Below are 17,019 nucleotides of genomic sequence, written 5' to 3'. Positions count from 1 at the left end.
GTGATCAGGGGTGCGCCGCACGACTACCATGGTTTAGGTGACTGCGCCTTCCAAACCCCAGCCGATCCAGCCCCTGCTCGGCGCCGGTGACGTCCGCCGCCTGGCCGCCGCCCTGGATCTGAAGCCCACCAAGACGCTTGGCCAGAACTTTGTCATCGACGGGAACACCATCCGGCGGATTGTGGCTGCCGCCCACCTGGGCCCCGAGGAGACGGTGCTGGAGGTGGGTCCGGGTCTCGGATCGCTGACTCTGGGCCTCTTAGATGCCGCCCGTCGGGTGGTGGCGGTGGAGATTGACCCGGTGCTTGCGGCGCGGCTGCCCGAGACGGTGGCGCGCTGGCGACCGGATACCGCGGCAAACCTGGACGTGGTGCTCGCCGACGCCATGCGTGTCACGGAGCTCCCACATCCGCCGACAGCCCTGGTGGCCAATCTGCCCTACAACGTGGCGGTGCCCGTGGTCCTGAACCTGCTGGAGAATTTTCCGTCCCTGCGCCACGGCCTGGTCATGGTCCAGGACGAGGTTGCCGACCGGCTGGCCGCCGGACCGGGATCCAAAACCTATGGGGTGCCCTCGGTCAAGGCTGCGTGGTACTCGACGATGCGCAAGTCCGGGGTGATCGGCATGAACGTGTTCTGGCCGGCACCGAAGATTGCATCCGGCCTGGTGGGGTTTGTCAGGCATGATCCGCCGACGACTTCCGCCAGCCGGCGTGAGGTCTTCGCGGTGATCGACGCGGCCTTCGCCCAGCGGCGCAAAACTTTGCGCGCGGCGCTCGCCGGCTGGGCCGGAAGCTCGGTGCTTGCGGGGGAAGCTCTGGCGGCGGCCGGCGTTGACCCCAGCCTGCGCGGCGAAATGCTCGACATTGCCGCCTTCGCCCGGATCGCCGAGGCGAAGCCGGCGCAGCTCCCGCAGGGGCAGGCTTAGCCCAAGCCCGGATTTACGGCAGTGCGTGAGCGAAAGTGTGGCGTGCGGGCCTGGGCCCGCACGCCACACCAGGTGCCAGCCGCTTAGGAGCGGCTGGCCTCGTTCTGGACGTTGTCCTTCGCGTCCTGGGCCTTGCCCTTCACATCGGCTGCCGCGGATGTGCCTTCATTCTTGACGGTGTTGGCGGAGTTGGTGGCTGTTTCCTTCACCGAGTCCATTGCCTGCTGTGCCGGTTCCTTGAGGTCCTCGGCAACGGCCTTCGCTGCGTCGGTGACACTGCTGGTGAGGGGCTCAGCCTTCTCCTTCAGTGCAGCTGCAGCTTCCTTCTCCTTCTCGCTCGCCGGGATCAGCGAGGAGATGAGCATTCCGGCTCCGAAGGCGATCAGCCCGGCGGCCAGCGGGTTGCCCTGAGTCTTGCGGGTGAGCTGCTGAGGAGCATCCTGTACGGCGCCACTGACGTTGTTCGCAGCGGACCGGGTGCCAGCGGACGTCTGGTCCGCTGATCCCATGACCGAGGTCTTCAGGCCTCCCACCGCGTTGCGCACCTTGTCACCCTGACGCTGGGCGATGCTGGCGGGGCTTACCTTGTCGGCTACGGCATCGACGTCGGTGCCGAGCTCGCGGCGGGTCCGTTCGATGTCTGCACGAATCTGTTCTGGGGTCTGGTTCATGGGGTCTTCGCACCTGGTTTCAGAGTGGGGGGAATGTCTTTGACGGTTTCGGCGGTGACCGGTAGGCCGCGCACGCTCTTCAGTTCCTTTTTGCCGGTCAGGGCGAGGACGGCGGCGATGATGCCCCAGATGACTGCGACGATGACCGCAGACCAGCCCAGGCCAACAAGTTCAGCCAGTCCCCACATCAGTGCCAGGGACAGGAAGAGCAGCACAAAGTGGCCGGCGATGGCGGCGCCGCCCAACATGCCCGCGCCCTTGCCAGCCTTCGTGCCGCTTTCACGCAGTTCAGCCTTGGCGAGCTCCAGCTCCTGACGCATCAGGGTGGACAGATTACGAGTCACATCGCTGAGCAGCGATCCCAACGACTCATTGGCTGCCCGATCCTCGGCCGTGGTGTGTGACGGTTCGTACGCCTGGGATCCTCCGGTGTGAATACCGCTCATTAGCGCAGGTCCCTATCGAGTCGCTCGTTCTGGGTGCGGGTACCCGGGACGATGACTGGCTCGGCCGCCAACGGGTCCGCCAGCGGATCGTTCGAAATCTGCCGGGCGTCATCGGCCGAGGTCAGGCCGTTGTCCATCATCGGAGTTGTCTCGGTAGCGGGCGTGGCTGGTGCAAACGCTGGGCCAGTGCCGGCTGCGGGCTGAGAAGGCACGGTCGGTGGGTACTCCGGCGCCGGGTTGGCTGGCGTCGTGCTCGAAGAGTCCGATCCTGCGCCAGCAAGCCCACGGGTGAGGCGACCGGCGAGCAGGCCTGCTCCCGCAGCGACCATCAGGAAGGTACCCGGACGGCGACGGGCGAAGTCCTTGACCTCGTCCAGCAGCGATCCTGGATCCCGGCCTTCCAGCCAGCCAGCAACGTCTCCCGACCGCTGGGCAGCCTGGCGGACCAGGGAGTTGGCGGGGCCGTTATGGTCCCCGTTGTCTGCCATGGAAACCAGCTCATCACTGATGGACCGTAGTCCCTCGGCGGCTTTCTGCTGGCTCGCGCCCGCCTGATCCTTGAGGTCCGAACCGAGTTCGCCCAACAGGTTTTTCGCCTGCGTGCTGGCTTCAGCAGCAACATTCTTCGCCTCGGTGGTCGCAGTCTGGGCGACTCCCTGGGCTGCATTCAGCCCGTCGCGGCCCACCTTTTTGGCCTGGTCCTTCGCCTGGTCCTTGACACCGGCGGACCCGTTGCTCTCGCCGACCGGTGTGTTGCCTGCTGGTGAATCGGGCCGGACACGCTCGCCGGAGGGCGCAGCTGTCAGGGGATCCTCTGACCAATTCTGGGTAGTCATAGTTCTTCCTTCGGATAGTAATCCTGCTTACAAACTGCAATGTAAGCACGCTTACTATCTTTACGCAACGGTCAGGCAGGAGGCCGACAGGATTCCCGGTTCAGGGCCCGGTGATCTAGGTTGGAGACTATGGAGGTAGGCAAAACGGCAGGACTCTTCAGCGGTGCTCCCGCGAGGGTGAGCGTCCGCGCGCCCGGAAAGATCAACGTTTCGTTCAGGGTGGGGCCGCTTCGCGAGGACGGCTACCACAGCGTGGCGAGCGTGTACCTGGCCGTCTCCCTGTATGAGGAGGTCACCGCGACCGTCACGGCCGAGCCGGGCATCGTTGTTACGGTCAACGGGCAGGGATCTCTGAACCTGCCGGTCGAGAGCATCCCGCTGGATGCCACCAATCTTGCTGCGCGCGCTGCCACCCTGCTCGCTGATCTTAGCGGCGGCTCAACCGGGCTGCTGCTCGATATCACCAAGCGGGTGCCCGTGGCCGGGGGGATGGGTGGGGGGTCCGCTGATGCGGCTGCGACGCTCCTGGCCTGCGATGCCCTCTGGAACAGCGGATTCTCCCGGGACGAGCTCGCGGAAATGGCGGCCGACCTCGGCGCCGACGTCCCGTTTGCGCTGGTCGGCGGCACAGCGGTCGGAGTCGGGGTGGGGGAGCAGCTCACGCCAGCAATCTCGAAGACGCCCCTTCACTGGGTGCTCGTGACGTCCGCTTTTGGGCTCTCCACCCCCGAGGTCTACCGGACGCTCGACGAACTCCGGCTGCGGGACGGGACCGAACCGGCCACCCCGCCGGACATCGACCCGCGGATCCTCAGCGCGATGCGTGCAGGCGACGCGGTCGCACTCGCCGAACTACTCCACAACGACCTCCAGGCGGCGGCACTCGAACTGGCTCCGGATCTCGCCGGGATCCTGCAGGCGGGCACCGACGCGGGAGCCCTCGCCGGGCTGGTCTCCGGATCGGGGCCCACCATTGCGTTCCTCGCCGCGGACGAAGCGCATGCGGCAGCGCTCGCCGATCAGCTCTCGAGCGGCGGCTTGACCGCGACGGCAGTGCATGGTCCGGTGCACGGTGCCAGAATTGTTAACGACTACACCGCTTGACCCGTGGCCCTTGCAGGGGCCAGCTCAAGCCTTTCATCCCCCCACCATCAGGAAGCAGTACACCCTTGGCACATCTTCTGGGCGCTGAAAGCGTCAGCGTCACGTTTGCCACCCGCACCGTTCTCGACGGCGTTTCCCTCGGCATCGAGGATGGCGACCGGATCGGTATGGTCGGTCGCAACGGCGACGGCAAGTCCACCCTCATGCGTCTCCTGGCGCAGCGCGCCACCCCCGACGAGGGCCGGGTCACGCGCCGCCGCGACGTCCACGTGGGTTACCTGGACCAGACCGACGTCCTGGACGGCGACCTGAGTGTCGGCGAAGCAATCGTGGGCGACCAGGCGGACCACGAATGGGCCTCCAATCCCAAGATCCGCGACGTGATGGGCGGTCTGGTCGCTGAGGTTGACTGGCACGCCAAGGTCTCTTCGCTCTCCGGTGGGCAGAAGCGCCGGGTTGCCCTGGCTAAACTCCTGATTGGCGACGACGACGTCATCATGCTCGACGAGCCCACCAACCACCTCGACGTTGAGGGCGTGGCCTGGCTCGCCCGCCATCTGGCCGAGCGCTGGCGTCCCAGCGACGGCGGGCTCCTGGTCGTCACCCACGATCGCTGGTTCCTCGACGAAATCTGCACCCGCACCTGGGAGGTGCACGACGGCGTCGTCGACGGGTTCGACGGCGGTTACGCCGCCTACGTCCTCGCCCGGGCGGAGCGTGACCGGATGGACTCGGTGGTCGAAGGCAAGCGGCAGCAACTGGTCAAGAAGGAACTTGCCTGGCTGCGCCGCGGGGCCCCCGCACGGACCGCCAAACCGAAGTTCCGGATTGAGGCAGCAAACGCGTTGATCGCCGATGTGCCCGAGCCACGCGACTCCCTCGCCCTGAGCAAGATGGCCATGGCCCGGCAGGGCAAGGATGTCCTGGACCTTGAGGATGTCTCACTGGCGCTCGGAGAGAAGAATCTCTTCGACGGCATCACCCTGCGCCTCGCCCCCGGGCAGCGGCTGGGGCTGGTCGGGGTTAACGGGTCAGGCAAGACCACCCTGCTGCGGATGCTGAACGGCGAGGTGACCCCTGACGCCGGCAAGGTGAAGAAGGGCAAGACGGTCCAGACGGCAGTCCTTTCCCAGGAGGTCAAGGAACTCGACGAGCTGGAGCACTTGCGCGTCACCGAGGTCATCGAGCAGGAGAAGCGTGTTTTCAGCGTGGGTGGGCGTGAGGTGTCAGCCACCCAACTGGTGGAGCAGCTTGGTTTCACCAACGCGAAGCAGTGGACCAAGGTCAAGGACCTCTCCGGTGGTGAACGCCGCCGGCTGCAGCTGCTCCGCCTCCTGGTGGGTGAGCCCAATGTGTTGATGCTCGACGAGCCAACCAACGACCTGGACACTGACACCCTGGCGGCGATCGAGGACGTCCTGGACGGCTGGCCCGGCACCCTGGTGGTCGTCTCCCACGACCGGTATTTGCTGGAGCGGGTCACCGATTCGCAGATGGCGCTCCTGGGCGACGGTAAACTGCGTGACCTGCCGCGGGGAGTGGACCAGTACCTCGAACTGCGCCGCGCCGCGGAGTCCGGAGCAGGCGCTTCCCCCCTCAACGCTGACGATGCCCAGGCCAGCGCCGGATCGGCTACCGCGTACAGCTCCGAAGAGACACGCCAGGCGAAGAAGGACCTGACCCGCATCGAACGCCAGCTCGGCAAGGCCGCAGCGCAGGTGGAACGCATCCAGCAGCAGATGAATGACGGGGCCGGCGGTGACGTCGACTTCGACAAGATGGCCACGCTGAACACGAAGCTGCAGGCGGTCCAGGCCGAGCAGCAGGACCTGGAGCTGCAGTGGCTTGCAGCAGCCGAGGTCGTCGGGAAATAACACCGCAGCGGGGGCTTCCAAGTCGCAGGAAGCCCCCGACTCATGGCAAACTGGATAACCGTGCGTCCGGGACCCGAGAGGGGCTTGGTTGGCACAGTCCGCCCTGGTGTAATGGCAGCACCCCAGCCTTTGGAGCTGTGGAGTATAGGTTCGAATCCTATGGGCGGAACAATCGGAAAGTATTGCCGCGGGTAGTATTGCCGGTGTGAGCCTGTACTTTTCCGGTTGACAGTGAAAACTACAGGCAGGAGTGTCTCCTCAATGGGTCCGCAGACCTCAAACACCCACTCTCAGGAACAGATCCCCGAGGCAGGCGCGAAACGCCCAGCGGCAGTCATCGTGCTGGCCGCCGGAGCCGGAACACGAATGAAGTCCCGGACCCCGAAGATCCTCCACACCCTCGGCGGACGGTCAATGGTGGGGCACGCCGTCGCCGCCGCACGCGGCGTGGTCCCCGATGCACTCGCCGTCGTCGTCCGGCACGAACGCGATCGCGTTGCGGGCCATATCGCCGAGCTGGATCCGCAGGCAGTCATCGTCGACCAGGATGACGTGCCCGGCACCGGACGCGCCGTCCAGGTGGCCCTCGACGCCCTCGACGGGGACGCGGGCGCACCCCTGAAGGGCACGGTCGTGGTGACCTACGGCGATGTGCCCCTGCTGACCTCCGACACGCTCGCCCAGCTTATTGAGGCGCATATCGGCGGGGACAACGCCGTCACGGTGCTGACCGCGGTGCTCGGCGACGCCTCCGGTTACGGCCGTATCCTGCGGGCCGACGACGGCACGGTCACCGGGATCGTCGAGCACAAGGACGCGACCGACGCCCAGCGGACCATCAACGAAATCAACTCGGGAATCTATGCGTTCGACGCGGCGACCCTGCGTGACGCGCTGACCTCGGTGACCGCCGGCAACTCACAGGGCGAAATGTACCTGACAGATGTCCTGGGCATTGCCTCACGCCGGGGCGGTCGGGTGGCAGCAGTCGTCTCGGACGACCCGTGGCAGGTTGAAGGTGCCAACGACCGGGTGCAGCTCGCTGCACTCGGCGCTGAACTCAACCGGCGCACCCTCACCCGCTGGATGCGGGCAGGCGTATCGATTATCGACCCCGCTACCACCTGGATCGACACGTCGGTGCGCTTGGCCGAGGACGTGACGATCCTCCCCGGCACCCAGCTCCACGGTGCCTGCGATATCGCCCGGGACGCCGTCGTCGGCCCGGACAGCACCCTGACCGATGTCGTAGTCGGGGAGGGGGCGCGGGTACTGCGCACCCACGGGTCGGGCGCCCAGATCAGCGCCCGCGCCGCCGTCGGCCCATTCACTTACCTGCGGCCCGGCACGGTTCTCGGGGAGGACGGAAAGATCGGCGCGTTCTATGAGACCAAAAACGTGACCATCGGGCGCGGCTCCAAACTGTCCCACCTGGGGTATGCCGGGGACGCAGAGATCGGTGAAGACACCAACATTGGGTGCGGCAACATCACCGCCAATTACGACGGCGTCAACAAGCACCGCACCGTCATCGGCGCCAACGTGAGGACCGGATCGAACACGGTGTTCGTGGCGCCCGTCGTGGTCGGGGATGGTGCGTACACCGGTGCGGGCGCCGTCGTCCGCAACGACGTGCCCCCCGGCGCCCTCGCCATCAGCGTTGCACCGCAGCGCACGGCCGAGGGCTGGGTGCAGGCCAAACGGCCCGACACTGCCGCCGCCACCGCTGCCGCCGCAGCCCAGCGGGCTCCGGCCACCGCCGACCTCCCCAGCACGACCCCGGGCACCACAGACGAAAGCGACCGTTCATGAGTGAGATCACCGCACGCGGCGAAAAGAAACTGGTCCTGGCCTCCGGACGGGCCCACCCCGAACTGGCCGAGGAGATCGCCCAGACGCTTGGTACCGAGCTCCTCCCGATCTCCGCCTACGACTTCGCGAACGGCGAGATTTACGTCAGGTCCGGGGAGAGCGTGCGCGGCACCGACGTGTTCGTGATCCAGGCACATCCCGCGCCGCTGAACAACTGGCTGATGGAACAGCTGATCATGATCGATTCCCTGAAGCGGGCCTCGGCCAAGCGCATCACAGTGGTCTCCCCGTTCTACCCGTACGCACGGCAGGACAAAAAGGGCCGCGGCCGCGAACCGATCTCGGCCCGGCTTGTCGCCGACCTCTACAAGACAGCCGGCGCCAACCGCCTGATGTCGGTTGACCTGCACACGTCGCAGATCCAGGGCTTCTTCGACGGCCCAGTGGATCACCTGATGGCCATTCCGCTGCTTGCCGATTACATCCGTACCCGGGTCGACGCCGACAACGTCACTGTGGTCTCGCCCGATACCGGCAGGGTCCGGGTCGCCGAGCAGTGGGCCGAACGGCTGGGCGGATCGCCCCTGGCCTTCGTGCACAAGAGCCGTGACCTGACGGTCCCGAACCAGGCAGTCTCCAAGCAGGTGGTGGGCCAGGTTGAGGGTCGGACCTGCGTGCTGATCGACGACATGATCGACACGGGTGGAACCATTTCCGGCGCCGTCCAGGTGCTCAAGAACGCCGGTGCCAAAGATGTGATCATCGCCGCCACCCATGCTGTCTTCTCGGATCCGGCGGCCCGCCGCCTCTCGGAGTCCGGCGCCCGCGAGGTGGTGGTGACTAACACCCTGCCGATCCCCTCGGAGAAGAGGTTCCCCCAGCTCACCGTGCTGTCGATCGCACCGCTGATCGCCCGGGCCATCAGGGAAGTCTTCGACGACGGATCCGTGACCAGCCTGTTTGACGGCAACGCCTAGGGGCTGGTCCCGGAGTTACCCGGCGGGAGTCCGGTGTGAGTTATGGCCGGCCGATGCCCTGGTATTTCCAGCCGGCTGCACGCCACTGGACGGGGTCCAGGACGTTCCGTCCGTCGAGGATGTTCTTGCTGGCCACCTGCGTGGCCAGCTCCGCCGGATCGACTGAACGGTACTGGTCCCACTCAGTGAGAATGAGGAGCGCGTTGGCCTTCGCGACGGCTGCACCGAAGTCGGGTTCGTAGTTCAGCTCGGGGAACCGTCCCCTCGCGTTGGCCAGGGCCTCGGGGTCAGTCACCGTGACATCGGCGCCCTGGAGCTGGAGCTGGGCCGCGATGCTCAGGGCGGGGGAATCCCTCACGTCGTCGCTGTTGGGCTTGAATGCCACCCCCAGGACCGTGATGCGCTTGCCGAGCAGGGATCCGCCCACCAGCTGGCGGGTCAACTCAACTACCCGGATCCGACGTCGCAGGTTGATGTCGTCCACCTCGCGGAGGAACGTCAGCGCCTGGTCGGCACCCAGTTCACCGGCCCGGGCCATGAATGCGCGGATGTCCTTCGGGAGACAGCCACCGCCGAAGCCAATCCCCGCGTTAAGGAATTTGCGGCCAATCCGATCGTCCATGCCAATCGCGTCGGCGAGCAGGGTGACGTCCGCCCCGGCGGCGTCGCATACCTCTGCCATGGCGTTGATGAAGGAAATCTTGGTGGCGAGGAACGAGTTGGCGGCCGACTTGACCAGTTCCGCCGTCGCATAGTCGGCCACCAGTCGGCGTGTCCCCAGCCCCAGGGGGCCGGCATACACTTCATCGAGCAGGGCCGTCGCGCGGTTCCCGTCCTCCCCGGCGGGAACGCCGTAGACCAGGCGGTCAGGGCTGAGCGTGTCCTTCACGGCGAAGCCCTCCCGCAGGAACTCGGGATTCCAGGCCAGGCTGGCGTCCGGGAACCGGTCCAGCAGGTCATCGGCCAGCCGGGCTGCGGTGCCGACCGGAACCGTCGACTTGCCCACCACCAGGTTCCCCTCCTCGAGGGAGTCGACGAGGGAGGCAAAGGCGGCGTCCACGTACCGCAGATCGGCAGCGTACTCGCCCTTGCGCTGGGGGGTACCCACGCACAGGAAGTGCACCTGCGCTCCGCGGGCATCACTGATCTCGGAACTGAACTTCAACCGGCCCGTCTGGAGAACCTCGTCGAGAAGTTCTGGCAGGCCGGGCTCGAAGAAGTGTGACCGGCCGGCCTGCAACTCGCTGATCTTGCGTTCGTCGACATCGATAGCGACGACGTCGTGCCCCAGCTTTGCCATGCAGGCCGCGTGCACGGCTCCCAGGTAGCCACAACCTATTACTGAAATTCGCATGCTGATCCTTTGTCCGGCAGCTCCGGGGAGCTTTCGACGAGATGCTTCCCGCTGGTTGCTTGCCAGCGGTTCCAACAGACTTCAACGGTACGACTCACACATTAGAGGATGATGAGGAACCTCCTGCCGGTCCGGGCCCCAACGGATTCTGGAGCGCGGGTGCAGGGCAGGCCCGCAAGTGCTGTACCATTGAACGCGATGCCTAGGCGAGGGAGCATCCCGGTACCACCCGGGATTGTTCCGTGATCGACGGTGGTTAGTGACGAGAGTCCAACACTGAATGTGTTGACGATGAACTGTTTCTAGACAGCTGCCGATCGTTTGCCCAGCAACGATCCACTACTCGTCAACACAGGAGACTCAATGTCTGACCTCACACTCCCCGCAGAAGTACGCACTGAATTCGGCAAGGGCGCGGCGCGCCGTGCACGCCGCGAAGACAAAATCCCTGCGGTCATCTACGGCCACGGTGCGGATCCCATCCACGTACTGTTGCCTTCCAAAGCAACCACCCTCGCCCTGAGGACGTCCAACGCGCTGCTGACTCTCGATGTTGAAGGGGAGAAGCACCTGGCCCTGGCCAAGTACGTTGTCCGCAACCCACTGAAGCGCATCGTGGAGCACCTTGACCTACTCACCGTGCGTCAGGGCGAGAAGGTCACTGTTGACGTCTACATCCACGTCGAAGGCGAGCTGGCGCCGGGCGCCGTCATGAACCTCGAGCACAACTCGGTCGAGGTCGAAGCCGAAGCCACCCACCTGCCTGATTCCCTCACCGTCAACGTTGAGGGTCGCACCGTTGGCGAGCACATCCATGCCTCTGACATCGTGCTTCCCAAGGGCGTCACCCTGCTGATCGAAGCGGACACGCTGATCGTCAACATCAGCGAGCCGACCGTCCAGGATCTCGGCGATGAAGATGAAGAGACAGTTGCCGAGGGCGACGTTGTCGCTGCCTCCGGCGAGAAGTCCGAAGAGGGCGAGTAACTCCATCTACGGGAATACCCGTGGCGAATGACACGTGGCTGGTAGTCGGGCTCGGGAACCCAGGGCCCGACTACAGCCGCAACAGACACAATGTGGGTCAGATGGTTCTTGACACGCTGGGCGAACGGCTCGGCGGGAAATTCAAAAGCCACAAGGCGCACGCGGCTGTCCTCGAAGGCCGTCTGGGCATCGGCGGACCGAAGCTGATCCTCGCCAAGCCGTTGACCTACATGAATCTCTCCGGAGGCCCGGTCGGAGCCCTCTGCCGTTTCTACGACATACCCGCTGAACGGGTCATTGCCGTGCACGACGAGATCGACATCGACTTCAACACGGTCAAGCTGAAGGCTGGCGGCGGTGAGGGCGGACACAACGGTTTGCGGGACATCTCCAAGGTTCTCGGTACCAAGGACTACCTAAGGATCAGGGTCGGGGTGGGCCGCCCCCCGGGGCGGCAGGATGCAGCCGATCATGTGCTCCGTGACTTCGGAACGGTCGAAAAGAAGGAGCTGGGCTTCCTCCTCGAGGACGCGGCTGATGCCGTGGAATCGCTTATTACCGAGGGGCTTGTCAGCGCTCAGCAGAAATACCACTCGGCAGGGAAATAACGGATAAAATTAGATTCACGATCAGTGGTGACATGGTGAAATGATCCAGACCGCTGAGCCATTGCGGCCCCAAATGCGGGGGCCGACGTTGGGCGGCCTCTGAGACTGGGCCACCCCCATCCCAACGTCGGTCCCTTTTTTGATGCTCATCCTCGAAACGAAGACTGCCGAGTACCCCGGCCCTACGGATCCAAGTAGCCGATGCGTAGTGCGAGCGAAAAATTCGGGTAGTCGCTACTCATGCGGGTGCCGGGCGGGAGTTCTACCGTGATCAGTACTTCACAACGCTGGGAACGCGAAGAAAAGGTCTCTCAATGAGTTTCAACATCAGTACGCATGCCCACCCGCCTGCCCCGATTGAGTGGCGTCAGGCGTCTCCCGAGCCACGGACGGGGGCCAGCAGTGCGACGACGCCCCCGAGGGGCGCCCGCGCGTACCTTCCCCAAACTCTCAATGATCTGCTGCTGGAGGGGTCTGCCCCCTCATCGGTCCTGCTGACCGGCGAATCAGGAAGCGGCAAGACAGCACTCCTGCGGTCGATGGTGGACCACCTTCGGGCCACCGCCTGCCTGATCCACCTTCGGGGCTCTGGTCGTAACGTGCGGGAACCCTACGGTGCCCTTCGGGTCCTGCTGGCGGACACGGGAGAGCACGTCCTCAGCCATCCGGTCCGGGTGATCAGCGCCCTCACACGCGTGCTCAAAGGCAAGGCGCTGGGCCTACCCGTGATCGTTGTGGTCGACGACGCCCACTATCTGGACGAGGCGTCGACAACGGTGCTGGGCCAGATGGTGCAGGCCGGGACCATCCGGCTGGTCGCTGCCTGCAGCGATCTCGCGGACGCCCCCGTTTACTTCCAGACGTTGTCCCTGAAGGGCACCCTGGTGCGGATGGACCTGGCGCCCCTGTCCCAGCAGGAGGTCGCTGCGTACCTTGCGGCGACCCTCGGTGCCGGTGCGTCCCGGGCCTCGTCGCTCGCTCTGCACACCCACAGCGGCGGAAATCCCAGGCTTCTCGGCGCACTGGTGCGCGACTATGTCGCTGCTGGTGCGCTCAGCTGCGGTGCAGGCGTCTGGGTTCTGACCGCGGACAAGGTGCGGCCCAGCGAAGCCACCACCGCCCTGATCGCCGACCGGATTGTCATGCTTCAACCCGCCCAGCGCCGGCTGCTGGGCGCCCTCGCCGCCGCTGGGACGACACCACTCGCCGCCGTCCCAGGCGACGCCCTGGGAGATCTGGATGATCTCCAGGAGCAGGGAATGCTCTCCATTGCCAGCGACCGGTGGGCCACCGTCTCCGTGGCGACCCCGCTCCTCAGCGACGCGGTGCTCGGTCTGACGAACCCGGTCGATGGCTTCAGTCCCCACCTGGCAGCCAGCAGGTCCGCATCCGGCCCGCTGAGTCGACCGGTCGGCGAACCCCGAAAGCAGCAGGCAGCGAGAATCCTCGAGCGTGCACGCCAGGCCGCAGCCAAGGGCCATTTTCGGGATGTAGTGACCGAGCTGAAGTCTTCAGAGTTTATTCCCGGTGCGCTCGAGCCTGACCACCGTCGTCTGGCTGCCGCGTGGCTGTGCGAGGCGCTCGCGTTCACCGGCCGGGTGGATGATGCGAAGGAAGCTGCCGTTGCGCTGCACTCCGACATTGCCGGCCAACCGCCGCTGCCGTCCCGGATCGCCATGACGCTTGCTACCCTCGAGGCAGTGTCGGGCAACCTGACAGGTCTGCTGGAGGTGTCGGCGTACCACCTGCTGAGCCTGGGCCCCGGCACTGGAACCTATGAGGAGCTTGCCGAAGGACTGATCTACGCGGCGGCCGGACGACCCGCCGAGGCGGAGCCGTTACTCCACCCGGCACTGCGACAACTTCAGGTGCACGACCCCGCGGGTGCGGCGCCCCTCGCCGCCGCGGCGCTGGCCTTTGTCAGCGCTCCGGATAATCCGGCGCAGGCGGCTGACTACCTCGCGATCGCCAGTATCCCGTCCCGGACGGCATCCTGGACGGTGCGACGCCTGACCAAGCACTTCGCGGCGTTGGCCCTGGCGGGCACGGCATCGGCTGACCGGTCAGCTTTCGAATTGCGTGAGCTCAGCAGGGAGGACGCGGCGCTGGGCAATAGTTCCTGGGAGTTGATGACCCTGTGCGGCGCGATGCGGCAGGGAGACACCGGGGTTGCCCAGCCAATCCTCAAACTCAGCGCAACCTGCCAGGGACGGTTCGCTGCCCTGAGCCAGCTCTATGCCAAGGGCGTCGATGCGGAGGACGCAGAGCTGGTGTTGCAGGCAATGGAACTGGCGCAGCACCTCGGCGACCAGTCTTTTGCCCGTGACGCGGCCGCGTCGGCGGTGCAGCTCGCCGCCCAATCCGGCGAGCGCGCGACCATTGCCTACGTCGCGGACCGCGTTCGCGGCGTCGTCGGTGTGTCCGGCACCGCGCTCGGAGCACGGCGACAGCTTGCTTCCCTGACCCGGCGCGAGGTCGAAGTGGTCACCGCAGTGGTTGACGGCAAGACCAACCGGGACCTGGCACTAGCCATGGATGTCAGTGTCCGTACCGTCGAAGGACACCTGCACCGCGTGTACACGAAACTTCACGTCCGGACCAGGGCTGAGCTCCTGGCGAAGGTGAATCTCAGCACCGCGTTCAGACGGTGAACGCCCAGCTCGGGGCTGGCGGACTGATCGGGCGGTCCGCCGACATAGACCAGGTCTCAGCCAGCATTCTGGACCCGCTCATGAGCGGAGCCTGGGTGTGTGGCCCCGCCGGCATCGGCAAGTCGGCGGTGGCGTCACAGGTCCTGATGAGGCTGGAAGGCACGGTAGTGCCGCTGGCCATCCACGCGGATTCCTCGCTGAGTCGCGTACCCTATGGGGCGCTGGCGCCTCTACTGCTCGATTCAGCTCCCGGCGATCTCGAGTCCCGGCTGGCAGTACTGCGGCTGATCAGGGCAGCCCTGAACTCCGTTTCTTCTGAAGCCGGACTGCCGGTGCTGGTGACCGTCCACAGCGCCCACCACCTGGATCAGGAGAGCAGCCACCTCCTCGGCCAGCTCGCGTTGGCCCGGGAAATTCGCCTCCTGGTGCTCACCCGGTCACTGGGGAATGTGCCAGAGGAACTTTACTCACTCTGCCGGGACGGCCTGCTCATGCGGTGTGAACTTTCGGCGTTGGGCCGGGAACAGGTGGCAGTGCTCTCCCAGCGGGATCTGGGCGGGATTGTCAGTTCCAACGCAACTTCATTCCTCACCGATTGGTCCCAGGGGAATCCCGCTATCATCAGGGCGCTGATCTCCCACTTGCGCTCCACCAGGGCACTCGTTGAGCGCAACGGGGTGTGGCTGTTGGTTTCAACCCCGAAATCCGCCGGAGACGAACTGGTGGAGCGGGTCAAGGCGCTTCTCCTCGGCTGCACACCTGCTACTCGCGGAGCCATCGAAATGGTTGCAATGCTGGGAGGTATTCCCACCACCGCCGCACGGCATCTGCTGGACCCCACCGCCATGGAACAGGGGCTCGCGGTGAATCTCCTGGCCTATTCGGGACGGCCCGGCAGCCGCAGGAGCCGTGTCACGGTCGAACCGCGGGTGTATGGGGAAGTGATTCGACACCTCCTTCCTCCCGGTCGGCGGGTCGAGATCCTCAGAACCCTGCGAGCATCCCAGCATGGACGCGAGGTACTGGCAGCCGCGGGAGCCAGCACCAGTGTGGGCTGGGCAATGGATCTCGGCGATGGAATTCCGGATCAGGAGTTATTGGCAGCCGCCCAACAGGCCAACAACGGGTTCGCGCCCCGCCAGGCGCAACGATTCTCGGCAGCAGTCACCACGCCCGAGTTCGCCACGGCTACCAGGGTGGAATCGGCACGAAGTTTCCTGTACCTGGCCGACACCGAAGCGGCCGCCGCCGAGATTCGCGGACTCATCGAAGAGGCGGCAGATCCGGGGATCCTGGCGGAGGCCGCCGTCACCGAGGCCCAGATCACCCTGCAGCGAGGGGGCAGTGCTGAGGACCTCCTCGGTATCGCTGACCGCTGGGCGGTGGTGGGCCAGCGGTTGAACGCCGCCCAGAACCGGCAGGACGACCCAGCAAAGAGGGACCAGGTCGAGTGTGGCGCGGCGATCCTGAGGCACGTTTCGCACTGCCTGGCCGGTGACTACAGCACCGCGATCCGGGGCCTGCGCGGCATCGTCGGTGGCACGGTGCCCTCATCCACCGTTGGCCTGCTCTCGCGAATGTTGCTGGGAGAAGCCCTGGGTGCGACGGGAAAGACCGCTGAGGCAAAGGATCTGACCCTTGCAGCGGTTGCGACCACGGGGGAGAACGGGGACCTTGCCCGGCACTACCGCACCGCGATTACCCGCCATGGGGCGCTGCTGGTGCTGACCATGGACGAGGCAGGATTCGCACTCCTGCGCGAATCGTTTGACCAGTCAGCGCCGCCAGCACTGCAACACTTCGGCGGCAACCTGATGACGTTGCAGGGCGTGCTGGACTTCAGATGCGGGCGCATCGATGCTAGCTGTGACTTGCTGGCCGCCGGAATCGAGGAACTCCGACGCCACGACCCCGAGATGCTCCTCCCCCTGGCCCTGGGAACCGCCGCCTTTGCCAGCCGATTGGTGGGGGACAATGAGCGTGCCCTGGGGTACCTCCAGGACTACAGGGTGCTCCCGTACCGGGGGTTCCTGCCGCAGCGTTTGGTGGCGGACGGGTACATTTCCGCCGCCAAGTCGTGGTTGGCGGTGACGAACCAGGAGGTGGCGGCGATCGAGGCAGGAGCCGCCGAGGCAAAGTCACGGGGACTGGTCAACGCGGAGGCCGAGATCCTCGAACTGCTTTTCCTCCTGCAGCGTCCGGTTAGTGCCGGGCGCCTTGAGGAGTTGGCCAACGAACTGGGTGCCACCGACTCTGACACCATCCGCATCATCGCACTCGCTGCAGCTTCGTCAGACCCGGCCCAGCTTGTGGCGTCCGGGGCACAGGCACTCAGTGCCGGCCGGCATCTCCTGGCGGCCGAGTGCCTGGCGCGTGGCGCCTCAGAGTACGGACGGAGGGGGGAGGAAAGGGTGCAGCGTATGGTCCGACAGCAGCTGCGTGGCTTGATTCCCATGCTTGGAAGGGTCCGGACCCGTGCCGTCACCGATCAAGCCCTGACCCGGGTGGCCTTGACCCGTAGGGAACAGGAGATTGCCAGGCTTGCGGTGAGGGGTGCGTCCTCCCAGGAAATAGCCACCTATTTCACCGTTTCCCGCCGGACAGTTGAGGGACACCTCTACCGGATCTACCTCAAACTCGGCATCGGGGGCCGGGATGATCTGGTCATCGGGCTGTTGGAGGAAGGCTCCCACGAGCCTTAGAGCCGCGTAGACCGGGCGCTGAGTGAAGTAGCCGCTGGCACGAAGACGAGTAGCCACTACGCGTGTGGG

The 17,019-nt window shown here is 65.6% G+C and carries 13 protein-coding genes and 1 tRNA gene; 10 read left to right on the top strand and 4 right to left on the bottom strand.

Annotated elements, in window-relative coordinates:
• Positions 1 to 37 precede the first annotated feature (37 nt).
• On the top strand, positions 38 to 928 hold the full coding sequence (rsmA, locus tag H4V95_RS14195; protein WP_209730902.1) for a 16S rRNA (adenine(1518)-N(6)/adenine(1519)-N(6))-dimethyltransferase RsmA: 891 nt from the start codon (positions 38 to 40) through the stop codon (positions 926 to 928).
• An 83-nt stretch (positions 929 to 1,011) separates the two neighbouring features.
• Here rsmA and H4V95_RS14190 read toward each other — a convergent pair whose 3' ends face one another.
• From H4V95_RS14190 to H4V95_RS14180, 3 genes are read right to left on the bottom strand one after another with little or no spacing between them, the layout of a single operon-like run.
• Positions 1,012 to 1,599 carry a DUF3618 domain-containing protein gene (locus tag H4V95_RS14190; RefSeq protein WP_209730901.1) on the bottom strand — a complete coding sequence of 196 codons (588 nt, stop codon included), beginning with the start codon at positions 1,597 to 1,599 and terminating at the stop codon, positions 1,012 to 1,014.
• A complete protein-coding gene (locus tag H4V95_RS14185) occupies positions 1,596 to 2,045 on the bottom strand; it encodes a phage holin family protein (protein ID WP_209730900.1) in 450 nt (149 codons plus the stop codon). The genes H4V95_RS14190 and H4V95_RS14185 overlap by 4 nt, the downstream gene beginning before the upstream one ends.
• Positions 2,045 to 2,881: a hypothetical protein gene (locus H4V95_RS14180; RefSeq protein WP_209730899.1), complete on the bottom strand. Its 837-nt coding sequence runs from the start codon at positions 2,879 to 2,881 to the stop codon at positions 2,045 to 2,047. Before H4V95_RS14180 ends, H4V95_RS14185 begins: the two co-directional genes overlap by 1 nt.
• Before the next feature lie 129 nt (positions 2,882 to 3,010).
• Here H4V95_RS14180 and H4V95_RS14175 point away from each other — a divergent pair, with 129 nt between their 5' ends.
• The 5 genes from H4V95_RS14175 to H4V95_RS14155 all read left to right on the top strand — a co-directional run bounded on the left by H4V95_RS14175 (position 3,011) and on the right by H4V95_RS14155 (position 8,648).
• On the top strand, positions 3,011 to 3,985 hold the full coding sequence (locus tag H4V95_RS14175) for a 4-(cytidine 5'-diphospho)-2-C-methyl-D-erythritol kinase (protein WP_196867955.1): 975 nt from the start codon (positions 3,011 to 3,013) through the stop codon (positions 3,983 to 3,985).
• A 65-nt stretch (positions 3,986 to 4,050) separates the two neighbouring features.
• A complete protein-coding gene (locus H4V95_RS14170) occupies positions 4,051 to 5,859 on the top strand; it encodes an ATP-binding cassette domain-containing protein (RefSeq protein ID WP_196867956.1) in 1,809 nt (602 codons plus the stop codon).
• Between the two features lie 97 nt (positions 5,860 to 5,956).
• A tRNA-Gln gene (locus H4V95_RS14165) sits at positions 5,957 to 6,028 on the top strand.
• 197 nt (positions 6,029 to 6,225) lie between these two features.
• Positions 6,226 to 7,671 carry a bifunctional UDP-N-acetylglucosamine diphosphorylase/glucosamine-1-phosphate N-acetyltransferase GlmU gene (gene glmU, locus H4V95_RS14160; protein WP_245346199.1) on the top strand — a complete coding sequence of 482 codons (1,446 nt, stop codon included), beginning with the start codon at positions 6,226 to 6,228 and terminating at the stop codon, positions 7,669 to 7,671.
• Positions 7,668 to 8,648, top strand: a complete 981-nt coding sequence (locus H4V95_RS14155; protein ID WP_196867958.1) for a ribose-phosphate diphosphokinase — start codon at positions 7,668 to 7,670, stop codon at positions 8,646 to 8,648. Before glmU ends, H4V95_RS14155 begins: the two co-directional genes overlap by 4 nt.
• A 40-nt stretch (positions 8,649 to 8,688) precedes the next feature.
• Here the strand turns inward: H4V95_RS14155 and H4V95_RS14150 are convergent, their stop codons facing one another.
• Positions 8,689 to 10,002 (bottom strand): UDP-glucose/GDP-mannose dehydrogenase family protein, encoded by a 1,314-nt coding sequence (locus H4V95_RS14150; protein WP_196867959.1) that lies wholly within the window; start codon positions 10,000 to 10,002, stop codon positions 8,689 to 8,691.
• Positions 10,003 to 10,365: 363 nt separating this feature from the next.
• On the opposite strand from H4V95_RS14150, the gene H4V95_RS14145 reads away from it, so the two are divergent.
• The 4 genes from H4V95_RS14145 to H4V95_RS18810 all read left to right on the top strand — a co-directional run bounded on the left by H4V95_RS14145 (position 10,366) and on the right by H4V95_RS18810 (position 16,950).
• The gene (locus tag H4V95_RS14145) at positions 10,366 to 10,989 is read left to right on the top strand and encodes a 50S ribosomal protein L25/general stress protein Ctc (RefSeq protein ID WP_196867960.1); all 624 of its coding nucleotides are present in this window, start codon (positions 10,366 to 10,368) and stop codon (positions 10,987 to 10,989) included.
• Between the two features lie 20 nt (positions 10,990 to 11,009).
• Entirely contained in the window at positions 11,010 to 11,597 is a 588-nt protein-coding gene (gene pth / locus H4V95_RS14140; protein ID WP_209730898.1) for an aminoacyl-tRNA hydrolase, read from the top strand.
• Between the two features lie 314 nt (positions 11,598 to 11,911).
• Entirely contained in the window at positions 11,912 to 14,248 is a 2,337-nt protein-coding gene (locus H4V95_RS14135) for a LuxR family transcriptional regulator (protein ID WP_196867962.1), read from the top strand.
• Complete coding sequence (locus H4V95_RS18810) at positions 14,245 to 16,950, top strand: LuxR C-terminal-related transcriptional regulator (protein ID WP_196867963.1); 2,706 nt, start codon at positions 14,245 to 14,247, stop codon at positions 16,948 to 16,950. Before H4V95_RS14135 ends, H4V95_RS18810 begins: the two co-directional genes overlap by 4 nt.
• Positions 16,951 to 17,019: the final 69 nt, after the last annotated feature.

The sequence above is a fragment of the Arthrobacter sp. CAN_C5 genome, from assembly GCF_017875735.1.
Taxonomy (GTDB): domain Bacteria; phylum Actinomycetota; class Actinomycetes; order Actinomycetales; family Micrococcaceae; genus Arthrobacter_D.
This window is presented reverse-complemented; position numbering and strand designations above follow the sequence as displayed.